The following is a 20,262-nucleotide window of genomic DNA, read 5'->3' as shown; positions in this document are numbered from 1 at the left end:
AGGGTAGGCAGGAGGTGACGGTCCCATCGGCGACCGGCACGGCCCCCCCGACCTCGCAGGATGCCCCGGCGCGTGACCACTCCGCCGCCGACCGCTTCCACCCCGATATCCCCTTCACGTCGTCCGTCGCCCCCCGCGCCGGCGTCGTTTCCCCCTTCCTGACAGGACACCCCCAGCCATGACTCCCTTGATCTTCGTAACCGGCGGCGTGGTTTCCTCGCTTGGCAAAGGCATCGCCGCCGCCTCGCTGGCGTCCATCCTTGAAGCCCGTGGCCTGAAGGTCACGATGATGAAGCTCGACCCGTACATCAACGTCGACCCGGGCACCATGAGCCCGTTCCAGCATGGCGAGGTCTATGTCACCGACGACGGTGCCGAGACCGACCTCGACCTGGGCCACTACGAGCGCTTCGTGCGCACCCGCCTGAGCCGCAAAAACTCGGTTACCACCGGCCGCATCTACGAAAACGTGATCCGCAAGGAACGTCGCGGCGATTACCTGGGCGCCACCGTGCAGGTCATCCCGCACATCACCGACGAGATCCGCCGCTGCATGGACGAAGCCACCGAAGGCTTCGACGTGGCGCTGGTGGAAATCGGCGGCACCGTGGGCGACATCGAGTCGCTGCCGTTCCTGGAAGCCATCCGCCAGGTGCGCACCGAGCGCGGTCCGGAAAAGGCGCTGTTCATGCACCTCACCCTGGTGCCGTACATCGCCGCCGCCGGCGAGCTCAAGACCAAGCCGACCCAGCATTCGGTCAAGGAACTGCGCTCGATCGGCATCCAGCCGGACGTGCTGCTGTGCCGCTCCGAGCAGCCGGTACCCGATTCCGAGCGCCGCAAGATCGCCCAGTTCACCAACGTCTCCGAACGTGCCGTGATCAGCGTGCCCGACGTCGACGTGCTGTACCGCATTCCGATGGGCCTGCACGCGCAGGGCCTGGACGAGATCGTCATCAACCAGCTCAAGCTCGGCGACAAGGCCGGTCCGGCCGACCTGCACGAATGGGAAGCCGCGCTGGACGCCACCCTGCACCCGGTGGATGAAGTCACCATCGCCGTGGTCGGCAAGTACGTCGACCACCAGGACGCCTACAAGTCGGTCGGCGAAGCGCTCAAGCACGGCGGCCTGCGCCAGCGCACCAAGGTCAACCTGAAGTGGCTGGAAGCGCAGGACCTGGAAGGCACCGACATGGCCGCGCTGCAGGACGTCGACGGCATCCTGGTGCCGGGCGGGTTCGGCGACCGTGGCTTCGAAGGCAAGGTGCTGACCTCGCAGTTCGCCCGTGAGCAGCAGATGCCGTACTTCGGCATCTGCTACGGCATGCAGGCCGCGGTGGTCGACTTCGCCCGCAACGTGGTCGGCCTGGAAGGCGCCAACAGCACCGAGAACGACCGCCAGTCGCCGAACCCGGTGATCGGCCTGATCACCGAATGGCGCACCGCCACCGGCGACGTCGAAAAACGCGACGACAAGAGCGACCTCGGCGGCACCATGCGCCTGGGCCTGCAGGAGCAGCGCCTGAAGCCGGGCACCCTGGCCCGCGAACTGTACGGCAAGGACGTGGTCTCCGAACGCCACCGCCACCGCTACGAGTTCAACAACCGCTACCGCACCCAGCTCGAAGACGCCGGCCTGGTGATCGCCGGCAAGTCCATGGACGACACCCTGGTCGAAGTGGTCGAACTGCCACGCGACCAGCACCCGTGGTTCCTGGCCTGCCAGGCGCACCCGGAATTCCTGTCCACCCCGCGCGATGGCCATCCGCTGTTCATCGGTTTCATCAGCGCCGCCCGCGAGCGAAAAGCTGCACGTTCTGCTGCATAATCACGACGCATGTTTGACGCGCCGCCAGAGGGCGGCGCTTTCCCCTTACCGACTGGAAATTGGCCCGCCATGACCGCGATCCGCAGCATCCACGCCCGTGAAATCCTCGACAGCCGTGGCAACCCCACGCTGGAAGCCGAAGTCACCCTGGAGGACGGCTCGTTCGGCCGTGCCGCCGTGCCGTCGGGTGCCTCCACCGGTACCAAGGAAGCGGTCGAGCTGCGTGATGGCGACAAGACCCGTTACCTGGGCAAGGGCGTGCGCAATGCCGTGGCCAACGTCAACACCACCATCGCCTCGGCGCTGAAGGGCTTCGATGCCGCCGACCAGGAAGGCCTGGACCGTCGCCTGATCGACCTGGACGGCACCGAGAACAAGGGCCGCCTGGGCGCCAACGCGCTGCTCGGGGTTTCGATGGCCAACGCCCATGCCGTGGCCGCGTCGAAGAAGCAGGCGCTGTGGCAGTACCTGGCCCAGGGCCGTGACGTGACCCTGCCGGTGCCGATGATGAACATCATCAACGGCGGCGCGCATGCCGACAACAATGTCGACTTCCAGGAGTTCATGGTGCTGCCGGTCGGCTTCACCTCGTTCTCCGAAGCGCTGCGCGCCGGAACCGAAATCTTCCATTCGCTCAAGTCGGTGCTCAAGGGCCATGGCCTGAGCACGGCGGTGGGCGACGAAGGCGGCTTCGCGCCGGACTTCCGCAGCAACGTCGAGGCCCTGGACACCATCCTCGAAGCGATCGGCAAGGCCGGCTACACCGCCGGTGAAGACGTGCTGCTGGGCCTGGACGTGGCCTCCAGCGAGTTCTACGAGAACGGCAAGTACAACCTGGTCGGCGAGAACAAGCGCCTGACCTCCGAGCAGTTCGTCGACTTCCTGGCCGACTGGGCCGCGCAGTACCCGATCATCACCATCGAAGACGGCCTGGCCGAGAACGACTGGGCGGGCTGGAAGCTGCTCACCGACCGCATCGGCAAGCAGGTGCAGCTGGTCGGCGACGACCTGTTCGTGACCAACCCGAAGATCTTCAAGGAAGGCATCGAGTCCGGCACCGCCAACGCGATCCTGATCAAGGTCAACCAGATCGGCACCCTGACCGAAACCCTGGAAGCGATCGCGATGGCCGACCGCGCCAACTACGCGGCCGTCGTCTCGCACCGTTCGGGCGAAACCGAAGACACCACCATCGCCGACATCGCCGTGGCCACCACCGCCACCCAGATCAAGACCGGCTCGCTGTGCCGCAGCGATCGCGTGGCCAAGTACAACCAGCTGCTGCGCATCGAGGAAGCCCTCGGTGCCGGCGCGCGTTACGCCGGGCGTGACGCGTTCGTTTCGCTGAAGCGCTGATCCGCATGCGCAACTGGCGCTGGCTGCTGCTGGTGCTTGCGGTACTGCTGGCATGGCTGCAGTACCGCTTCTGGTTCGGCCCGGGCAACTCGGGAGAGGTGATGACGCTCGAAGCCCAGGTCGAAGCCCAGAAGCGCGACAACGCCGGCCTGCAGCAGCGCAACGATGCGCTGGCGGCCGAGGTCAAGGACCTCAAGGAAGGCGAGGCCGCGATCGAGGAACGCGCGCGCAGCGAGCTGGGCATGATCAAGCCTGGCGAGACGTTCTACCGCGTAGTCGAGAACGCGCCGGTGGCTCCGCCGCGCGCGCCGGCGCTGCTGGCCGACCCGGACGCGCCGCACCAGGAAGTGCCCTGATGGGCAGCGTCTGGGCCGTGGTCCCGGCCGCCGGACGGGGAACCCGTTTCGGTGGCCAGGTGCCCAAGCAGTACCTGCCCGCAGGCGACCGGGTGCTGCTCGCGCATACCCTGGAAGCACTGCTTTCGCACCCGGTGGTGGCCGGGGTGATGGTGGTGATCGCCGAACACGATGCCGACTGGCCCGGCTGGCAGTCACTGGCCGACAAGCCGATCCTGACCTGCACCGGCGGGGCAACCCGTGCCGACTCGGTGCTGGCCGGCCTGCAGGCACTGCCCGAGAGCGTGCGCGCGGATGATTTCGTGCTGGTGCACGACGCGGCACGGCCGAACCTGGCCGCAGCCGACCTCGGCCGGCTGCTCGAAGTGGGGCGCAACGACCCGGTCGGCGCGATCCTGGCCGCGCCCGTACGCGACACCCTCAAGCGCGCCGGCGACGACGGCGGCATCGACGCCACCGAGCCGCGTGCGCGGTTGTGGCGTGCGCTCACGCCGCAGTTGTTCCGCCGCCACCAGTTGGCGCGTGCGCTGCAGGACGCGGCCGCGGCCGGCGTGGAAGTGACCGACGAGGCCATGGCGATGGAACGGCAGGGGCTGCGCCCGCTGCTGGTCGAGGGCAGCGAAGACAACTTCAAGGTCACCACCCGGGCCGATCTGTCCCGGTTCGAATTCGAACTGTCGCGCCGCGGGACCTGAGTTCCCGCGCTGCGCCCCTGTCACCCGGCCGGGCCGTGCCCGGCGTTACCGTTGGGTTCCAACCATGAGCACGCCTGTTTTTCCGCCCGTCCGCATCGGCCAGGGTTACGACGTCCACGCCTTCGGCGAGGGCGACCACATCATGCTCGGTGGCATCCGGGTCGAGCACAGCTGTGGCGTGCTGGCGCACAGCGACGGCGACGTGATCCTGCATGCGCTGTGCGATGCCATGCTCGGGGCGCTGTCGCTCGGCGACATCGGCCAGCACTTCCCGCCGTCGGACATGCGCTGGAAAGACGCCGACAGCAGCCGCTTCCTGGAGCACTGCAACGGCCTGCTGCGCGAGCGCGGCTGGCAGGTCGGCAACACCGACATCACCGTGATCTGCGAACGCCCCAAGGTCGGCCCGCATGCGCTGGCGATGCGCGAACGCATTGCCGGCCTGCTGGGCATCGCGCTGGATGCGGTGAGCGTCAAGGCGACCACCTCGGAAAAGCTCGGTTTCACCGGGCGCGGGGAGGGCATCGCGGCCCAGGCCGTCGTGCTGCTGGTGGCGCTGTGATCCCGCTGCCGCTGGCGTTCGGCGCGCCGCTGCTGCACGCCGACATCCGTACCACCCCCGAGGACTTCCAGGTCGACGAACTGCCGGCGTTCGAGCCGAGCGGGGAGGGCGAGCACCTGCTGTTGACGATCCGCAAGCGCGGCGCCAATACCGTGCACGTGGCCAAGCTGCTGGCCAGGTGGGCCGGGTTGCCGGACATGGCGGTCAGCTATGCCGGCATGAAGGATCGCCACGCCGTCACCACCCAGCGGTTCAGCGTGCACCTGCCCAAGCGCGTCGCGCCGGATGTCGCCAGCCTGGCCTCCGACGAAGTGGAGGTGCTTGAATCGACCTGGCACAACCGCAAGCTGCAGCGCGGTGCGTTGGCCGGCAACCGGTTCAGGCTGGTGCTGCGCAATGTCCAGGGCGATGCCAGGGCGATCGACGAACGTCTTTCGCTGATTGCCGCGCGCGGCCTGCCGAACTGGTTCGGCGAGCAGCGCTTCGGCCGCGACGGCGGCAACGTGCCGGCCGCGCTGGCGATGTTCGAAGGCCGCCGGATGCGCCCGGACCAGCGTTCGCTGCTGCTGTCGGCGGCGCGGTCGGCGCTGTTCAACCAGGTGCTGGCCGAGCGCGTCGCGCAGGGCAACTGGGACAGCTCGCTGGAGGGCGAAGTGTGGATGCTGGATGGCAGCCGCAGCGTGTTCGGCCCCGAGCCGTGGACCGACCTGCTGGCCGACCGCCTGGGACGCTTCGACATCCATCCCAGCGGGCCGTTGTGGGGTGAAGGCGAGCTGCGCAGCACGGGGGCGGCGGCGGCACTGGAGCTGGGCGCGATCAGCGACGACCAATCCCTGCGCCTGCGTGCCGGCCTGGAAGGCGCCCGCCTGAAGCAGGAGCGCCGCGCCCTGCGCCTGCGCCCGGCCAATCTGCAGCACCGCTGGCTGGAAGCCGATGTGCTGGAGCTGACCTTCGCGCTGCCGCCGGGGTGTTATGCCACCGCCGTCCTGCATGAGCTGGGTCCGGTGGACGACGCCAGCAGCGCTTCGTCGAACGATTGATTTTTACGTGCAGCCACGCAGGGCGTGGCTCTACGACGGATCCGTCGCCACCTTGCCGTAGAGCCACGCCCTGCGTGGCTGCGCGGTGCGGGCGATCACCGCCGCGCCAACAACACCAGCACCGCGCCGGTCCCGCCTTGCCCGGCCGGCGCCGAATGGAACGCCAGCACATCGTTGCGCTGGCGCAGCAACCGGTCCACCAGGTTCTTCAACACCGGTGCGCCGCCATCGGACTGCAGCCCCTTGCCATGGATGATGCGCACGCAGCCATGCTCGTGCGCATGCGCTTCCAGCAGGAACTGGCGCAGCAGCGTTTCCGCCTGCGCCGCGGTGGCGCCGTGCAGGTCCAGTTCGTCCTGCACCGAATACTGCCCACGCTTGAGCCGCTGGAACATCCGCGCCGGCAAGGTGTCGCGCCGGTAGCTGGCGGTGTCCCCGGCTTCCAGCGGACTGCTGTCGCGCAGCAGCCGGGCGAACTCCCCGCGCGCGGCGTCGTCGTCCTGTTCGGCCATCCGCGCGCGCGGCTTCGGCCGTGGCGTGGCCGGCGGGGCAGCCACCGGTCTGCGCAGCGGCGTGACCTCGCCGATGGCAGCCCGGAACAGCGCGGCCGGATCTTCGTCTTCAGGATGTGACATGGGTACAGCCTAATGCCCCGGATCGGCCCTGCCTACCTCCCGGCGGGGTAGGCCGATCTGCCCGCTTGCGGCACAATAGCTGACGCACTTGCGCGGTCGCCGATCCCGGCTCGGGAGAGGGCCGGCCCCGCCAACGCTGGAAAGTGATGGAAATGAAGTCTTGAACAATCAAGCGGTTAAAACTCCCATGCGGATCCTGGTCAGCAACGACGATGGCGTCGATGCCCCGGGCATCAGGATGCTCGCCTCGGTACTGCGCGAGGCCGGCCATGACGTGATGGTGGTCGCCCCCGACCGCGACCGTTCCGGGGCCAGCAACTCGCTGACCCTCGACCTCCCGGTCCGGGTCAAGCGCATCGACGCCGCCACCTGCTCGGTGGCCGGCACCCCGACCGACTGCGTGCACCTGGCGCTGACCGGCATGCTGGAATACGACCCGGACATCGTGGTCTCCGGCATCAACAATGCCGCCAACCTCGGCGATGACGTCATCTACTCCGGCACCGTGTCTGCGGCGATGGAAGGGCGCTTCCTCGGCTTGCCGGCGGTGGCGATGTCGCTGGTCACGCACAACCACGATCCACGCAACTTCGAAACCGCCGCGCGTGCCGCGGTTGAAATCGTCACCCGGCTCAAGGCCGACCCGCTGCCCGCCGACACCATCCTCAACGTCAACGTGCCGGACCTGCCCTGGGACCAGGTACGTGGCTTCGAGGTCACCCGGCTGGGCAACCGCCATCGGGCCGAAGGCTGCATCGCCCAGCGCGACCCGCGCGGCAATGAAGTGTTCTGGATCGGGCCGGCCGGGCGGGAACAGGATTCTGGTCCGGGCACGGATTTCCATGCGGTACGCAACGGCTACATCTCGATCACCCCGATCCAGGTCGACCTGACCCGCTACCAGGCGCTGGAAAAGGTCGCCAGCTGGGTCGGTGGACTGACCGCAGCGCTGGATCGCCCGGCATGAGCCAGCGCCTGCGCCTGCAACCCGAAGCGGTCGGCATCGGCATGACCTCGCAGCGCGTGCGCGACCGCCTGGTCGAACGCCTGCGCGAAAGCGGCATCGTCGACGAGGACACGCTGAACGCGATCCGGGTGGTCCCGCGCCATCTGTTCATCGACGAAGCGCTGGCCTCGCGCGCCTATGAAGACACCGCGCTGCCGATCGGCCATGGCCAGACCATTTCGCAGCCGTGGGTGGTGGCGCGGATGACCGAAGCGGTGCTGCAGTCGGCACCGAAGAAGGTGCTGGAGGTCGGCACCGGTTCGGGCTACCAGGCCGCCGTGCTCGGCGCGCTGGGGCTGGAGGTGTACACCGTCGAACGCATCGGCGACCTGCTGCGGCAGGCGCGCAAGCGCTTCCGCGCGCTGGGCATGAACATCCGCAGCAAGCACGACGACGGCCGTGTCGGCTGGGCCGAACACGGTCCGTTCGATGCCATCGTGGTCACCGCCGCCGCACCGGCGCTGGTGGATGCGCTGGTCGAGCAGCTGGCGGTGGGCGGGCGCCTGGTGGCGCCGGTGGGCGCGGCCGGTGCGCAGTCGTTGATCCAGCTTACCCGTCGTGGAGACGGCAGTGTCGAGCAGCAGGTACTGGCGCCGGTCACGTTCGTACCGCTGCTGTCTGGCATGCTGGACTGATCCCAAGGAGCATCGCGTCATGAAGATTTTCGGTCCGCTGTACGAGCGGGCAATGAAGTGGGCCGCGCACGAGCGCGCGCCAACCTATCTCACCGTGCTGAGCTTCATCGAGGCGATCATCTTCCCGGTGATGCCGGAGGTGATGCTGGCGCCGATGTGCGTGGCCCAGCCCAAACGCGGCTGGTGGTTCGCCACGCTCAGCCTGGCCGGGTCGATGGCCGGTGCGCTGGTCGGCTACGCCCTGGGCCATTACGCCTTCGAAGCAATCAAGCCATTGTTCGCCGCGATGGGCATGTTGACCAGCATCGAAGGCGGCATCGCCATCGTGCAGGCCAAGATGGCCGAATCCCCGTGGGCGGTGTTCACCTTCCTGGTACTGGGCGGCTTCATGCCGATCCCGATGAAGGTCTTCACATGGGCTTCGGGTATCGTCGGGGTGCCGCTGCCGCAGTACTTCCTGAGCATGCTGATCGGTCGCGGCAAGCGCGTGTACGTCCTGGCTGCGGTGATCCGCATCGGCGGCGCACGTGCCGAAGCCGCCCTGCGGCGTTGGATTGAACCGCTGGGCTGGGTCGCCACCGTACTGGTGGTGGGTCTGGTGGCCTGGCTTGTATGGAGGTCGAAGTTCGCATGAGTGCTGATCGTATGAGCGGGGCCGCGCGGCTGGCCGCGTTGCTGCTGGTGGTGTCCACCCTGGGTGCCTGCGGCACCGCTACGGTGGTCAAACCGTCCGGCGGGCGCACCGCGCACACCACGCCGCAGACTTCGGTGGCCAAGCCCGGCCAGACCGCGGTCGTGCGCCGTGGCGACACCCTCTACGCGCTGGCACGCATCCACAACATCACCCCGCGCGACCTGGCCGCATGGAACGGGCTGAGCGAGCCGTACACCATCTATCCCGGGCAGTCCCTGCGCCTGTATCCGGGCGGCAGCCCGGGGCGTGCGCCCACCACCGTGGTCACCGCGCCGCGCCCGGGCACCTCGACCCCGGCGCCCACCCCGACGCCGTCGCCGACCACCGCCATCAAGAGCAGCATCAACTGGCGCTGGCCGGCCGATGGTGCGCTGGTGGGGCGCTTCGTCGGCGCCGACGTCACCAAGCAGGGCGTGGACATCGCCGGCAGCAGCGGCCAGCCGGTACGGGCCACGGCGGCGGGCGTGGTGGTCTATTCCGGCGCGGGCCTGGTCGGTTTCGGCGAACTGATCATCATCAAGCACAACGAACAGTGGCTGTCGGCCTATGGCCACAACCGCAAGCGGCTGGTCAACGAGGGCCAGAGCGTCAAGGCCGGCGAGCAGATCGCCGAAATGGGCCGCACCGGCACCACCCGCGACATGCTGCACTTCGAGATCCGCTACAACGGCAAGCCGGTCGACCCGTTGTTGTATCTGCCTCCCAGGTGATCGCGCAGCCACGCAGGGCGTGGCTCTACCCGTGCGTCGAGGCCTCGTATGGCGGTGCGGGTAACGTAGAGCCACGCCCTGCGTGGCTGCAGCGTCCGGTCAGTCGACACAAAAAAGGCTGCCAACGGCAGCCTTTCCTGAACGGATTCAACCAATTTCAGCCCGGCAGGAGGATCGCCGCAGCCACGTTGCGGCCTTCGCCGGCCAGCAGGTTGAAAGTGCGTGCGGCCGCCGGGTTGTCCATCACTTCGATGCCGATGCCAAGGGTCAGGCAGGCGGCCATCACGGCCGTGGGCGGGAACTGCTGGGTCCTGCCGGTACCGAGGATCACCAGCTCCGGCTTCAGCGCCAGCACCGGTGCCAGGTGCTCGGCGGTCATGTCGCGGACCGCGCCCGGGACCGCCCAGGTATCCAGCAGCGAGTGCGGGGTCAGCGCGAAGCTCTGGACCAGTGTCCGCGGCTCGCCGTGTTCGCGGTCCTCCAGAAGCACCGAACTGTCACCCACGGCGCGGAACGCATAGGCGAAATCCGGGATTTCGTGGTTCAGCTGCATCGCTGGCTCAGCCGCGCGGAAGCACAATCTGGCGCTGTTCCCGGCTCGGCCGGTACAGCACCGCGACATGGCCGATGCGCTGCACCAGCGCGCTCTCGGTGGCCTGGGCCAGCTCGGCGATCATCGCGTCGCGGGCCTCGCGATCCTCGGCGCCGACCTTGATCTTGACCAGCTCATGGCGCTCCAGCACCTCGTTCAGCTCGGCCAGGAAGGCCGGCGTGACCCCCTTGCCGCCGATCTGCAGCAGGGCTTTCAGATCATGGGCATGGCCGCGGAGGAAGCGGGTCTGGGCGGAGGTCAGGACGATAGACATTCAGGAACAAGCGGTTAACTGGGGCGATCAGGGTATCATGACCACCCCGTCCGGCCCTATTTCCAATGGCTTCCCGCAGCAAGAGCAGTCAACGCTGGTTGAAAGAACACTTCGCCGACCCCTTCGTGAAGAAGGCCCAGGCCGAAGGCATGCGCTCGCGCGCGGCCTACAAGCTGGAGGAGCTGCTCGAGCGCGACCGGCTGCTGAAGCCGCACATGGTCGTGGTCGACCTCGGCGCCGCCCCGGGCGGCTGGTCGCAGCAGGTCCGGCGCCAGATCGGCGACACCGGCCGGGTGCTGGCCCTGGACATCCTGGAGATGCCGCCGCTGGCCGGCGTGGAGTTCCTTCACGGCGACTTCAGGGAGCAGGCCGTCCTATCAGCATTCGAAGCCATGCTGGGCGACCAGCCGGTAGACCTTGTGCTCTCGGATATGGCCCCCAATAAGAGTGGAGTGGACGCGGTCGACCAGCCGCGGATGATGCACCTGGCCGAGCTGGCGATGGACTTCTCCGACAACCATCTCAAGCCGGGTGGCGCGTTCCTGATCAAGCTGTTCCAGGGCGTGGGCTTCGACGACTACGTGCGCGAGATGCGCCGCCGGTTCGACAAGGTCGTGATCCGCAAGCCTGAAGCGTCGCGGAAGCGCTCGCCCGAGGTGTATGCCCTGGGGCAGGGCAAACGCGCCCAGATCAAGTAAGCTCAACCATACCAATAGCGTCAGGCATTAGAGGAACACCGGAGCCAATGAGGATGAACGACTTGACCAAGAACCTCCTGCTATGGGTGGTCGTCGCCGTGGTGCTCATGGTGGTCTTCCAGAGCTTCTCGCCGAAGACCAGTGGCGCCGGTGCCCAGGGTGCGACCTATTCGCAGTTCCTGGACCAGGTGGACAGCGGCAACGTGCAGAAGGTCACCTTCAGCGGCGACCTGCGCAGCGGCACCAACCAGCTGACCTACACCACGCGCGGCGGACAGTCGGCCACGATCAACGCCCCGATGGATCGCGACCTGATCAACGTGCTGCGCGGCAAGAACGTGGAAATCGTCCAGGAAGAGCCGTCCAGCGGCATCTCGCTGGGGGCGATCCTGATGAACTTCCTCCCGGTGATCCTGATCATCGGCTTCTGGCTGTTCATCATGCGCCAGATGCAGGGCGGCGGCGGTGGCGCCAAGGGCGCGATGTCCTTCGGCAAGTCGCGCGCCAAGCTGCAGGGCGAAGACCAGATCAAGGTCACCTTCGCCGACGTTGCCGGCTGCGACGAAGCCAAGGAAGAAGTCGGCGAACTGGTCGACTTCCTGCGCGACCCGACCAAGTTCACCAAGCTCGGCGGCAAGATCCCGCGCGGCGTGCTGATGGTCGGTCCGCCGGGTACCGGCAAGACCCTGCTGGCCCGCGCCATCGCCGGCGAGGCCAAGGTGCCGTTCTTCTCGATCTCCGGTTCGGACTTCGTTGAAATGTTCGTCGGTGTCGGCGCCAGCCGCGTCCGCGACATGTTCGAGCAGGCCAAGAAGCAGGCCCCGTGCATCATCTTCATCGACGAAATCGACGCCGTCGGCCGCCATCGCGGTGCCGGCCTGGGTGGCGGGCATGACGAGCGCGAGCAGACCCTGAACCAGCTGCTGGTGGAAATGGACGGCTTCGAAGGGGGCGAGGGCGTGATCGTGATCGCCGCCACCAACCGTCCCGACGTGCTCGACCCGGCGCTGCTGCGCCCGGGCCGCTTCGACCGCCAGGTCGTGGTCGGCCTGGCCGACGTCAAGGGCCGCGAGCAGATCCTCAAGGTGCACATGCGCAAGCTGCCGCTGGCCGACGATGTCGAGCCGATGGTGATCGCGCGCGGTACCCCGGGCTTCTCGGGTGCCGACCTGGCCAATCTCTGCAACGAAGCGGCGCTGTTCGCCGCCCGCAGCAACGAGAAGGAAGTGCGCATGGAGCACTTCGACCGCGCGCGCGACAAGATCCTGATGGGTGCCGAGCGCCGCTCGATGGCCATGAGCGAGGAAGAAAAGACGCTCACCGCCTACCACGAGGCCGGCCATGCCATCGTCGGCCGCCTGGTGCCCGAGCACGACCCGGTCTACAAGGTCACCATCATCCCGCGCGGCCGTGCGCTGGGCGTGACCATGTACCTGCCGGAAGGCGACAAGTACTCGATGAACCGCGTGGCGATCGAATCGCAGCTGTGCTCGCTGTACGGCGGCCGCGTGGCCGAAGAGCTGATTTTCGGCGCCGACAAGGTCACCACCGGCGCCTCCAACGACATCGAGCGCGCCACCAAGATGGCCCGCAACATGGTCACCAAGTGGGGCCTGTCCGACGAGCTCGGCCCGATCGCCTATGGCGAGGAGGACGACGAAGTGTTCCTGGGCCGTTCGGTGACCCAGCACAAGAGCGTTTCCGACGACACCGCGCGCCGCATCGACGAAGTGGTCCGCAGCATCCTGGACAAGGCGTATGCCCGCACCACGGAGCTGATGAAGGCCAACATGGACAAGCTGCACACCATGTCGCAGCTGCTGTTGCAGTACGAAACCATCGACGCGCCGCAGATCGACGCGATCATGGAAGGGCGCGATCCGCCGCCGCCGATGGGCTGGGGCAAGTCCAACAAGGACGGCGGCAACAACAACAACGACAAGGGTGGGGACGCCCGTCCGGTGCCGCCGATCGCCGGGCCTGCCGAGCAGATCTGAGGGTGCCACCGCCCCCGGTTTCGCATACCACCGAAATGGTGATCGCCACGGTGGTGGGCGCTGCGGTGGGCCTGCTCAGCGAGAACTACCTGCTGGGTGGCATCGTCGGGATCGGGCTCGGCATCGTCCTGAGCGTGGGCAAGACCGTCTACCTGGACCGCAGGCGGCGCAGGCGCTGAGGTATTGCAGCGGCTGCCCGCACTGGGCAGGATGCGCATGCGGGGTCGCATGTCGCGTCCGCGCACCACAATCCAGGGGGAATTCGATGCGTCATTCTATGCGCGCGGCGCTCGCCGCGCTGCTGTGCTGTGCCACGCCCGTCATGGCCGCTACCGTCCAGGTACAGGACCCGGTGCCGTTTTCGGAAGAGGCTTACATCCCGCGCTACATCATGTCCGAATGCCAGATGGGCCAGCAGCTGGCCCGCGCGCTCGCCGAGCGTGCCGGTGAGTTTGGCAACACGGTGCAGCTGCAGGCGGAACCGGGCGGGCAGGGGCGCGTGCTGAAGCTCGAGTTCATCGAAGCGAACGGCAAGGGCAACATGTTCCTGGGCTTCGGCAAGTCGGCCACGGTGCGGGGCGAGCTGTATGAAGATGGCCGGCGGCTGGCGGGCGTGACCGCGCGCCGTTCTTCCGGACTGGTCTCCAGCGGCGGCAACAAGGGCTCGTGCGAAGCGCTGGAGCGGATCGTCACCGCCATCGGCGGCGACCTGGCGCAGTGGCTGGCCGACCCGGTCGACAACGTACGCCTGGGCGACACCCGCTGAGGGGGGCTGCCATGCGCCAGCGTAAACTAGGCGCTGGCGTACTTCGTGGATGGCCCATGTTCGACACTTCTCCCCAGCTTGACTGCGGCGGCCGCGTGCTGCGGCTGGACCGCCCGCGCGTGATGGGCATCGTCAACGTCACCCCGGATTCGTTCTCCGACGGCGGCGCGCACGACACGGTGGACGCAGCAGTCGCACATGGGCTGCAACTGGTGGCCGAAGGCGCCGACCTGCTCGATGTCGGCGGCGAGTCGACCCGGCCGGGAAGTGCCCCGGTGCCGCTGGACGAAGAGCTGCGCCGGGTGATCCCGGTGATCGAGCAGCTGGCCCGGCAGACCGCCGTGCCGATCAGCATCGATACCTTCAAGCCCGAGGTGATGCGTGCGGCGGTCGCCGCCGGCGCCGGGATGATCAATGACATCCACGCGCTGCGCCAGGAGGGTGCGCTCGCCGCTGCCGCCGAGCTGGGCGTGCCGGTGGTGCTGATGCACATGCAGGGCGAGCCCGGCAGCATGCAGGACACCCCGCAGTACGACGACGTCGTCGCCGAGGTCCACCGTTTCCTGGCCGACCGGATGTTCTCGGCGGAAATGGCCGGCATCGCGAAGAAGAACCTGGTCATCGACCTGGGCTTCGGCTTCGGCAAGACCACCGACCACAACATGGTCCTGCTGGCGCGCTCGGCCCGCTTCCTGGAGCTGGGCGTGCCGATGCTGGCCGGGCTGTCGCGCAAGCGCAGCATCGGCGAGCTGACCGGACGCCAGGTGCCGCGTGAGCGTGTCGCCGGCTCGGTGGCCGCACACCTGCTCGCCGCGCAGCGTGGCGCCATGATCCTGCGCGTGCATGACGTGGCGGCCACCGTGGATGCGCTGAAGGTGTGGGCGGCGGTGGACGCGGTGCCGATGCCGCGCGTGGACGCCGCACCGGCCATGCCGCGCTGGCCGGACGAGGACTGATGGCGGTCGATCGGCGCCCGCTCGCGATCGCGGTGATGGGCCCGACCGCGTCGGGCAAGACCGCGACCGCCATCGCCCTGGCCCGGCAGCTGGGCGGCGAGATCGTCAGCGTCGATTCGGCACTGGTGTATCGCGGGCTGGACATCGGTTCGGCCAAGCCCGATGCCGACGAGCGCGCACAGGCGCCGCACCACCTGCTGGACCTGCGCGACCCGTGGCAGACCTATTCAGCGGCCGAGTTCGGCGCCGACGCCGCGCGCGCCGTGGCCGACATCGTCGCGAGGGGGCGCATGCCGATCCTCGCCGGTGGCACCGGTCTCTATTTCCGCGCCCTGCTGCAGGGGCTGTCACCGATGCCGCCGGCCGACCCAGGGCTGCGCGCCCGGATCAGCGCCGAAGCCGCAGTGCAGGGCTGGCCGGCATTGCACGCCCAGCTGGCGGCGGTCGACCCGGTGGCCGCTGCGCGCATCCATGCCACCGATCCACAGCGCATCCAGCGCGCGCTGGAGGTCTACCAGCTGACCGGGCGGCCGATCAGCGACTGGCAGAAGCAGCCTGGCGTGGACAGGTTGCCGGTGCGTTGCCTGAAGCTGGTGCTGGCCCCGCGCGAGCGCAGCGTCCTGCACCAGCGCATCGAGACCCGCTTCGACCGCATGCTCGCGCACGGCTTCCTGGACGAGGTGCGGGCGCTGCGGGCGCTGCCGCAGATGGCCGCCGCCGCCGCGCCGCTGGACCTGCCGGCAGTGCGCGCGGTCGGTTACCGGCAGGCCTGGGAGTTCCTGGACGGGCAGGGGACGGCCGCCACGTTCCGCGACCGGGGCATCTACGCCACCCGGCAGCTGGCCAAGCGCCAGCTCACCTGGCTGCGCGGCGAGCTTGATGCGCGCTGGTTCGACCCCCATATCGACCATGCTTCCCTGGCGGATGCGGTCGCCGCCTTTGTGGCCCGCTGAGCCACAGCGTGTTGCCGCCGGCCCGTGTACCATCGGGGGTTCCGGTGGCGGGGGCCGTGGCGACTGCCGGAAGACCATAAAAACAATAATGAGGAGTGTGCAATGTCCAAGGGGCAATCGCTGCAGGATCCGTTTCTGAATGCACTTCGGCGCGAGCGCGTGCCGGTGTCGGTGTATCTGGTGAACGGCATCAAGTTGCAGGGAACGATCGAATCGTTCGACCAGTTCGTTGTCCTGCTGCGCAATACGGTCAGCCAGATGGTGTACAAGCACGCCATTTCGACCGTGGTGCCGGCACGCAACGTCAAGGTAGGCCCCGGTGGTGGCTATGTGCAGTCCAGTGACGGTGGCGCCGACGGCGCCCAGGAAGAAGACGACGTTGAATGAAGTAAGCAACAACGGAGGCGCGCGTGTTTGACCGTTCAAAGCGAGGCGAACACGCGCTGCTGATCCAGCCGCACGCCGGCAGGCTGGAAGAAGACGTGCTGGAAGAGTTTACCGACCTGGCCCGCTCGGCCGGGGCCAGCATCGCGGCCACCCTTACCGCGCGCATCGACCGGCCCAATCCGTCGGTGCTGATCGGCTCGGGCAAGCTCGACGAAATCAAGGCAGCTGCCGAGGCCACCGGTGCCGACCTGGTGCTGGTCAACCATGCGCTGTCGCCGTCGCAGGAGCGCAACCTGGAGCGGTTCCTCGAGCGCCGGGTGATCGACCGTACCGGCCTGATCCTGGACATCTTCGCCCAGCGTGCGCACAGTCATGAAGGCAAGCTGCAGGTCGAACTGGCCCAGCTGCGCCACATGTCGACGCGGCTGATCCGCGGCTGGACCCATCTGGAGCGCCAGCGCGGCGGTTCGATCGGCCTGCGCGGTCCGGGCGAAACCCAGCTGGAAACCGACCGTCGCCTGCTGCAGAAGCGGGTCGAGCAGCTGCAGAAGCGGCTGGAAAAGGTCGAAGTGCAGCGTACCCAGATGCGCCGCGCGCGCGTGCGCAGCGAGCTGCCGCGCGTGGCGCTGGTCGGCTACACCAATGCCGGCAAGTCGACCCTGTTCAATGCCTTGACCGGGGCCGAGGCCTACGCGGCCGACAAGCTGTTCGCCACCCTCGACCCGACCGTGCGGCGCATCGCGGTGCCGGGCGGCAACGTGGTGCTGGCCGACACGGTGGGCTTCGTCCGCGACCTGCCGCACGAACTGGTCGCGGCCTTCCGCGCCACCCTGAGCGAAGCGCGCGAAGCCGATTTCCTGCTGCACGTCGTCGACGCGGCCGATCCGCATCGCGAAGAGCGCATCGCCCAGGTCGACGAGGTGCTCAACGAAGTCGGCGCCGGCGAGCTGCCGCAGCTGCTGGTGTTCAACAAGATCGACCGCATCGAGGGCAGCGAGGTCCGTCACGACGGCCAGGACGGCATCCCCGACAGCGCCCGCCGCGAGCGGGTCTGGATGTCGGCGCGCGATGGGCTGGGCCTGGACCTGCTGCAGTCGGTGCTGGGCAAGCGCCTGGGCCTGCAGCATGTCAGCGGCGACCTGCGCCTGCCACCGACCGCCGGTCGCCTGCGCTCGCGCCTGCACCAGCTTGAAGTGGTGCGCGGCGAACACAGCGACGAAGACGGCTGGCTGCTGCAGGTGGAAATCCCGATCGCCGAAGCCGAGAAGCTGGCCGCGGCAGACGACGGCGCGCCGATCCGCACGCTGCTGCCCGAGAAGGTTCCGGAATGGTGACCTCCGTTCCCACCGACGCCGACCTGTCCGATCTCGCCCGCGAGGTCGGACAGCGCCTGCAGCAGGCGTCGCTGCAGCTGGTCACGGCCGAAAGCTGCAGTGGCGGCTGGATCGCCAAGGCGATGACCGACATTGCCGGTTCGTCGGCCTTCTTCGACTGCGGGATGGTGGTCTACAGCTACGAAGCCAAGCAGCGCCTGCTTGGCGTGCGCGCGCAGACCCTGGAGCAGTTCGGCGCGGTGAGCCGCGAGACCGTGCTGGAGATGGTCTCCGGCGCGCTGGTCAATTCCGGCGCCGGCATGGCCGTGGCGGTAACCGGCATCGCCGGCCCGGGCGGCGGCAGCGCCGACAAGCCGGTGGGCAGTGTCTGGATCGGCTGGAAACAGCGCGGCGGCTATGCCCGCGCCCAGCTGTTCCAGTTCGACGGCGACCGCGATGCGATCCGCCGCCAGACCGTGCTGCAGGCGCTGACGGGAATTTTCCCGGCGGTGTGACATCCTGAGACGGGTCGTCGAACGAGGGTGCGCCAATGTGGGAAACGCTGGGAACCGTCCGTGACCTGGGGCGCCTGCAGGAAATCGCCTCGGTCCTGATCCGTTACGGCTTCGGCGACCTGGTGCGCCGCATCGGCCTGGCCGATGTGCTTGAACGTGCCGGCCGCCTGCTGCACTGGAACGATACCGGGCAGATCCTGCGCATGACCGCGCCGGTGCGGGTGCGGCGTGCGATGGAGGAGCTCGGCCCGACCTTCGTAAAGCTCGGCCAGGTACTGGCTACCCGCGTCGACCTGTTTCCGCCGGAGTGGATCGCCGAGTTCTCCGAACTGCAGAACGCGGTGCCTGCGCTGCCCTATGCGGCCGTGCTCGAACAGCTCGAGGCCGACCTCGGCGCGCCGGCCAGCGAGGTGTTCGCCTGGCTGGATGAAACGCCGATGGCGGCCGCCTCGCTGGCGCAGGCGCATCGCGCCACCCTGCACGATGGCCGCGCGGTGGTGTTGAAGATCCGCCGCCCCGGCATCCGCGACGTGATCGAAGCCGACCTGCGCCTGCTGGCGCGACTGGCCGAGATCGTCGAGGCGCGACTGCCGGACCTGCAGCGCTACCGTCCGGCCGAGGTGGTGCAGCAGTTCCAGGTGTCGCTGCGGCGCGAACTGGATTTCGCCGCCGAGTGCCGCAACGCCGAACGCATCGCGCGCCATTTCGCAGGGCGTACCGACATCCTGATTCCCAGCGTGCACTGGCAGTGGACCTGCGAAAGCCTGAACGTGCAGGATTTCGTCGACGGCATTCCCGGCCGCGACCTGGCCGGCGTGGATGCCGCCGGCCTGGACCGGGTGCGGCTGGCCCGCACCGGTGCCCGCATCGTGCTGAAGATGGTGCTGGAAGATGGCTGTTTCCACGCCGACCCGCACCCGGGCAACATCATCTACCTGCGCGACGGCCGGATCGGGGTGATCGACTTCGGGATGGTCGGGGCGATCTCCGAGCAGCGCCGGTTCCAGGTCGCGCAGCTGCTGCATGGCCTGGTGGCGCAGGAGCCCGAAGCGGTGACCGACGTGTTGCTGGACTGGTCCGGTGGCATCGACGTGGACGAATCGCGGCTGCAGCAGGACATCAGCAGCTTCGTCGACCAGTACCGCGGGGTGCCGCTCAAGGACCTGCACATGGGCCTGATGCTGGGCAACATCACCCAGATCCTGCGCCAGTACGGGCTGACCCTGCCAGCCGACCTGGCGCTGATGATCAAGACCTTCCTGACCCTGGAAGGCATGGGCCGCCAGCTCGACCCGCAGTTCGACATGGCCACTGCCGCGCGCCCGTTCCTGGAGCGGGTCATGTGGCAGCGCTTCGCGCCCTCGGCCCTGCTCAAGCGGGGCAAGCGCAGCGTGGTCGGCCTGCTCGAGCTGGCCGGCGACCTGCCGCGCGACGTGCGCCGGCTGGTGCAGATGGCGCGCCGCGGGCGCCTGCAGCTCAAAGTGGAAACGACGGCGCTGCAGGGGTTCGGCGAGCAGGTCAATCGTGCTGCCAACCGCCTGGTGGTGGGGGTGATCACCGCCGCGTTGATCATCGGCTCGTCGATCGTGATGCACAGCGTGGGCGGGCTTTCCAGCCGCTGGTTGCTGGCGCTGGGCGTGGCCGGGTTCGTGGGGGCGGGGTTGTGCGGGGTGTGGATCCTGTTTTCGATCTGGCGATCGGGGCGGTAGAGCCGACCGTTGGTCGGCTGCACTTCGGGCGGCGTCATGACACCTGACCGGCGGCTTCGGCACCTCTAAACGTTGGACGGATGGCCGGAAGAGGGCGGGTGCGGCTTCGGACACGTGGCCGCGCTGCGCGCGGTCTCCACGCAGGGCGTGGATCTACACCTGCTGCTACGAGGGTGGTCGCGCATTGCGATGGCCCGACCACCGTAGAGCCACGCCCTGCGTGGCTGCTCTTCGCGCCCAGGGTCGTCGCGCATTGCGATGGCACGACCGACGTAGAGCCACGCCCTGCGTGGCTGCTCTCCGCTTTTTTGATCGGGGCACTTGTGCCGATCAGGTGTTAGTAGTATTACTACTAACCATGGACCTTACCGATACCCAGCAGGCGATCCTGCAGTTGATCGCCGAGCGCATCGAGACCGACGGCGCGCCGCCGTCGCAGACGGAAATCGCCCGCGCGTTCGGCTTCAAGGGCGTGCGGGCCGCGCAGTACCACCTGGAAGCGCTGGAACAGGCCGGGGCGATCCGTCGCATCCCCGGCCAGGCGCGCGGCATCCGGCTGGTCCAGGCGCCGCCGCTGCAGGAGGG

Annotated in this window: 23 protein-coding genes and 1 pseudogene; 21 read left to right on the top strand and 3 right to left on the bottom strand. The window is 68.2% G+C overall.

The genetic code is table 11. From position 1 onward, the window contains the following. The first annotated feature begins 178 nt into the window (after positions 1 to 178). The 6 genes from RWO33_RS06870 (at position 179) to truD (ending at position 5,837) form a co-directional block, all read left to right on the top strand. Positions 179 to 1,828 carry a CTP synthase gene (locus RWO33_RS06870; RefSeq protein WP_314103536.1) on the top strand — a complete coding sequence of 550 codons (1,650 nt, stop codon included), beginning with the start codon at positions 179 to 181 and terminating at the stop codon, positions 1,826 to 1,828. Positions 1,829 to 1,897: 69 nt separating this feature from the next. Beyond that, a complete protein-coding gene (eno, locus tag RWO33_RS06865; protein ID WP_145478015.1) occupies positions 1,898 to 3,184 on the top strand; it encodes a phosphopyruvate hydratase in 1,287 nt (428 codons plus the stop codon). A 5-nt stretch (positions 3,185 to 3,189) separates the two neighbouring features. Then, on the top strand, positions 3,190 to 3,540 hold the full coding sequence (gene ftsB, locus RWO33_RS06860; RefSeq protein ID WP_145478014.1) for a cell division protein FtsB: 351 nt from the start codon (positions 3,190 to 3,192) through the stop codon (positions 3,538 to 3,540). After that, on the top strand, positions 3,537 to 4,235 hold the full coding sequence (gene ispD / locus RWO33_RS06855; RefSeq protein WP_145478530.1) for a 2-C-methyl-D-erythritol 4-phosphate cytidylyltransferase: 699 nt from the start codon (positions 3,537 to 3,539) through the stop codon (positions 4,233 to 4,235). The genes ftsB and ispD overlap by 4 nt, the downstream gene beginning before the upstream one ends. Positions 4,236 to 4,299: 64 nt before the next feature. Further along, positions 4,300 to 4,797 (top strand): 2-C-methyl-D-erythritol 2,4-cyclodiphosphate synthase, encoded by a 498-nt coding sequence (gene ispF / locus RWO33_RS06850; protein WP_145478013.1) that lies wholly within the window; start codon positions 4,300 to 4,302, stop codon positions 4,795 to 4,797. Continuing rightward, a complete protein-coding gene (gene truD, locus RWO33_RS06845) occupies positions 4,794 to 5,837 on the top strand; it encodes a tRNA pseudouridine(13) synthase TruD (protein WP_314103531.1) in 1,044 nt (347 codons plus the stop codon). The genes ispF and truD overlap by 4 nt, the downstream gene beginning before the upstream one ends. A gap of 95 nt (positions 5,838 to 5,932) precedes the next feature. On the opposite strand, the gene RWO33_RS06840 is transcribed toward truD, so the two are convergent. Next, positions 5,933 to 6,472, bottom strand: coding sequence for a Smr/MutS family protein (locus RWO33_RS06840; protein WP_314103528.1), 540 nt, complete (start codon positions 6,470 to 6,472; stop codon positions 5,933 to 5,935). 187 nt (positions 6,473 to 6,659) lie between these two features. Between RWO33_RS06840 and surE the strand changes: the two genes are divergently transcribed. From surE to RWO33_RS06820, 4 genes are read left to right on the top strand one after another with little or no spacing between them, the layout of a single operon-like run. Beyond that, the gene (gene surE / locus RWO33_RS06835; protein ID WP_314103526.1) at positions 6,660 to 7,439 is read left to right on the top strand and encodes a 5'/3'-nucleotidase SurE; all 780 of its coding nucleotides are present in this window, start codon (positions 6,660 to 6,662) and stop codon (positions 7,437 to 7,439) included. Next, positions 7,436 to 8,113, top strand: coding sequence for a protein-L-isoaspartate(D-aspartate) O-methyltransferase (locus RWO33_RS06830; protein ID WP_145478009.1), 678 nt, complete (start codon positions 7,436 to 7,438; stop codon positions 8,111 to 8,113). The genes surE and RWO33_RS06830 overlap by 4 nt, the downstream gene beginning before the upstream one ends. A gap of 19 nt (positions 8,114 to 8,132) precedes the next feature. After that, positions 8,133 to 8,747 carry a YqaA family protein gene (locus RWO33_RS06825; protein ID WP_145478008.1) on the top strand — a complete coding sequence of 205 codons (615 nt, stop codon included), beginning with the start codon at positions 8,133 to 8,135 and terminating at the stop codon, positions 8,745 to 8,747. Continuing rightward, positions 8,744 to 9,517, top strand: a complete 774-nt coding sequence (locus RWO33_RS06820) for a peptidoglycan DD-metalloendopeptidase family protein (RefSeq protein ID WP_314103522.1) — start codon at positions 8,744 to 8,746, stop codon at positions 9,515 to 9,517. The genes RWO33_RS06825 and RWO33_RS06820 overlap by 4 nt, the downstream gene beginning before the upstream one ends. A 157-nt stretch (positions 9,518 to 9,674) precedes the next feature. Here the strand turns inward: RWO33_RS06820 and RWO33_RS06815 are convergent, their stop codons facing one another. Further along, a complete protein-coding gene (locus RWO33_RS06815) occupies positions 9,675 to 10,070 on the bottom strand; it encodes an Mth938-like domain-containing protein (RefSeq protein WP_314103519.1) in 396 nt (131 codons plus the stop codon). Positions 10,071 to 10,077: 7 nt separating this feature from the next. Then, the gene (gene yhbY / locus RWO33_RS06810; protein ID WP_145478005.1) at positions 10,078 to 10,383 is read right to left on the bottom strand and encodes a ribosome assembly RNA-binding protein YhbY; all 306 of its coding nucleotides are present in this window, start codon (positions 10,381 to 10,383) and stop codon (positions 10,078 to 10,080) included. Between the two features lie 65 nt (positions 10,384 to 10,448). Between yhbY and rlmE the strand changes: the two genes are divergently transcribed. From rlmE to RWO33_RS06755, 11 genes and pseudogenes are all read left to right on the top strand, one after another. After that, entirely contained in the window at positions 10,449 to 11,081 is a 633-nt protein-coding gene (rlmE, locus tag RWO33_RS06805) for a 23S rRNA (uridine(2552)-2'-O)-methyltransferase RlmE (protein WP_145478004.1), read from the top strand. A gap of 53 nt (positions 11,082 to 11,134) precedes the next feature. Beyond that, a complete protein-coding gene (gene ftsH / locus RWO33_RS06800) occupies positions 11,135 to 13,078 on the top strand; it encodes an ATP-dependent zinc metalloprotease FtsH (RefSeq protein WP_186308830.1) in 1,944 nt (647 codons plus the stop codon). Beyond that, a complete protein-coding gene (locus RWO33_RS06795) occupies positions 13,075 to 13,257 on the top strand; it encodes a hypothetical protein (protein ID WP_314103591.1) in 183 nt (60 codons plus the stop codon). Before ftsH ends, RWO33_RS06795 begins: the two co-directional genes overlap by 4 nt. 86 nt (positions 13,258 to 13,343) lie before the next feature. Further along, positions 13,344 to 13,844, top strand: a complete 501-nt coding sequence (locus RWO33_RS06790) for a hypothetical protein (RefSeq protein WP_314103516.1) — start codon at positions 13,344 to 13,346, stop codon at positions 13,842 to 13,844. Positions 13,845 to 13,900: 56 nt separating this feature from the next. Further along, positions 13,901 to 14,800: a dihydropteroate synthase gene (gene folP / locus RWO33_RS06785; protein ID WP_314103514.1), complete on the top strand. Its 900-nt coding sequence runs from the start codon at positions 13,901 to 13,903 to the stop codon at positions 14,798 to 14,800. Continuing rightward, the gene (gene miaA, locus RWO33_RS06780; protein ID WP_314103511.1) at positions 14,800 to 15,753 is read left to right on the top strand and encodes a tRNA (adenosine(37)-N6)-dimethylallyltransferase MiaA; all 954 of its coding nucleotides are present in this window, start codon (positions 14,800 to 14,802) and stop codon (positions 15,751 to 15,753) included. Before folP ends, miaA begins: the two co-directional genes overlap by 1 nt. Before the next feature lie 102 nt (positions 15,754 to 15,855). Continuing rightward, positions 15,856 to 16,140 carry an RNA chaperone Hfq gene (hfq, locus tag RWO33_RS06775; protein ID WP_145477999.1) on the top strand — a complete coding sequence of 95 codons (285 nt, stop codon included), beginning with the start codon at positions 15,856 to 15,858 and terminating at the stop codon, positions 16,138 to 16,140. A gap of 23 nt (positions 16,141 to 16,163) precedes the next feature. Beyond that, complete coding sequence (hflX, locus tag RWO33_RS06770; protein ID WP_314103507.1) at positions 16,164 to 17,474, top strand: ribosome rescue GTPase HflX; 1,311 nt, start codon at positions 16,164 to 16,166, stop codon at positions 17,472 to 17,474. After that, positions 17,468 to 17,968, top strand: a complete 501-nt coding sequence (locus RWO33_RS06765) for a CinA family protein (RefSeq protein WP_145477997.1) — start codon at positions 17,468 to 17,470, stop codon at positions 17,966 to 17,968. The genes hflX and RWO33_RS06765 overlap by 7 nt, the downstream gene beginning before the upstream one ends. Positions 17,969 to 18,003: 35 nt before the next feature. Next, positions 18,004 to 19,677: a 2-polyprenylphenol 6-hydroxylase gene (ubiB, locus tag RWO33_RS06760; RefSeq protein ID WP_314103504.1), complete on the top strand. Its 1,674-nt coding sequence runs from the start codon at positions 18,004 to 18,006 to the stop codon at positions 19,675 to 19,677. Between the two features lie 358 nt (positions 19,678 to 20,035). Continuing rightward, a pseudogene (locus RWO33_RS06755) lies at positions 20,036 to 20,262 on the top strand (repressor LexA); the annotation flags it as partial.

This window comes from uncultured Stenotrophomonas sp., from assembly GCF_963519925.1.
GTDB classification, from domain to species: Bacteria; Pseudomonadota; Gammaproteobacteria; order Xanthomonadales; family Xanthomonadaceae; genus Stenotrophomonas; species Stenotrophomonas maltophilia_AE.
The sequence above is the reverse complement of the archived record's forward strand: the minus strand, read 5'-3'. Positions and strand labels throughout refer to the sequence as shown.

Excerpts from the sequence above, each read along its gene's own strand:
- ubiB (WP_314103504.1), top strand. The coding sequence starts at position 18,004 with ATGTGGGAAACGCTGGGAACCGTCCGTGACCTGGGGCGCCTGCAGGAA.
- yhbY (WP_145478005.1), bottom strand. The coding sequence starts at position 10,383 with ATGTCTATCGTCCTGACCTCCGCCCAGACCCGCTTCCTCCGCGGCCAT.
- RWO33_RS06830 (WP_145478009.1), top strand. The coding sequence starts at position 7,436 with ATGAGCCAGCGCCTGCGCCTGCAACCCGAAGCGGTCGGCATCGGCATG.
- miaA (WP_314103511.1), top strand. The coding sequence starts at position 14,800 with ATGGCGGTCGATCGGCGCCCGCTCGCGATCGCGGTGATGGGCCCGACC.
- eno (WP_145478015.1), top strand. The coding sequence starts at position 1,898 with ATGACCGCGATCCGCAGCATCCACGCCCGTGAAATCCTCGACAGCCGT.
- RWO33_RS06840 (WP_314103528.1), bottom strand. The coding sequence starts at position 6,472 with ATGTCACATCCTGAAGACGAAGATCCGGCCGCGCTGTTCCGGGCTGCC.
- RWO33_RS06765 (WP_145477997.1), top strand. The coding sequence starts at position 17,468 with ATGGTGACCTCCGTTCCCACCGACGCCGACCTGTCCGATCTCGCCCGC.
- ftsB (WP_145478014.1), top strand. The coding sequence starts at position 3,190 with ATGCGCAACTGGCGCTGGCTGCTGCTGGTGCTTGCGGTACTGCTGGCA.
- RWO33_RS06820 (WP_314103522.1), top strand. The coding sequence starts at position 8,744 with ATGAGTGCTGATCGTATGAGCGGGGCCGCGCGGCTGGCCGCGTTGCTG.
- rlmE (WP_145478004.1), top strand. The coding sequence starts at position 10,449 with ATGGCTTCCCGCAGCAAGAGCAGTCAACGCTGGTTGAAAGAACACTTC.
- ftsH (WP_186308830.1), top strand. The coding sequence starts at position 11,135 with ATGAACGACTTGACCAAGAACCTCCTGCTATGGGTGGTCGTCGCCGTG.
- hfq (WP_145477999.1), top strand. The coding sequence starts at position 15,856 with ATGTCCAAGGGGCAATCGCTGCAGGATCCGTTTCTGAATGCACTTCGG.
- surE (WP_314103526.1), top strand. The coding sequence starts at position 6,660 with ATGCGGATCCTGGTCAGCAACGACGATGGCGTCGATGCCCCGGGCATC.
- folP (WP_314103514.1), top strand. The coding sequence starts at position 13,901 with ATGTTCGACACTTCTCCCCAGCTTGACTGCGGCGGCCGCGTGCTGCGG.
- ispF (WP_145478013.1), top strand. The coding sequence starts at position 4,300 with ATGAGCACGCCTGTTTTTCCGCCCGTCCGCATCGGCCAGGGTTACGAC.
- RWO33_RS06870 (WP_314103536.1), top strand. The coding sequence starts at position 179 with ATGACTCCCTTGATCTTCGTAACCGGCGGCGTGGTTTCCTCGCTTGGC.
- RWO33_RS06790 (WP_314103516.1), top strand. The coding sequence starts at position 13,344 with ATGCGTCATTCTATGCGCGCGGCGCTCGCCGCGCTGCTGTGCTGTGCC.
- RWO33_RS06815 (WP_314103519.1), bottom strand. The coding sequence starts at position 10,070 with ATGCAGCTGAACCACGAAATCCCGGATTTCGCCTATGCGTTCCGCGCC.
- RWO33_RS06825 (WP_145478008.1), top strand. The coding sequence starts at position 8,133 with ATGAAGATTTTCGGTCCGCTGTACGAGCGGGCAATGAAGTGGGCCGCG.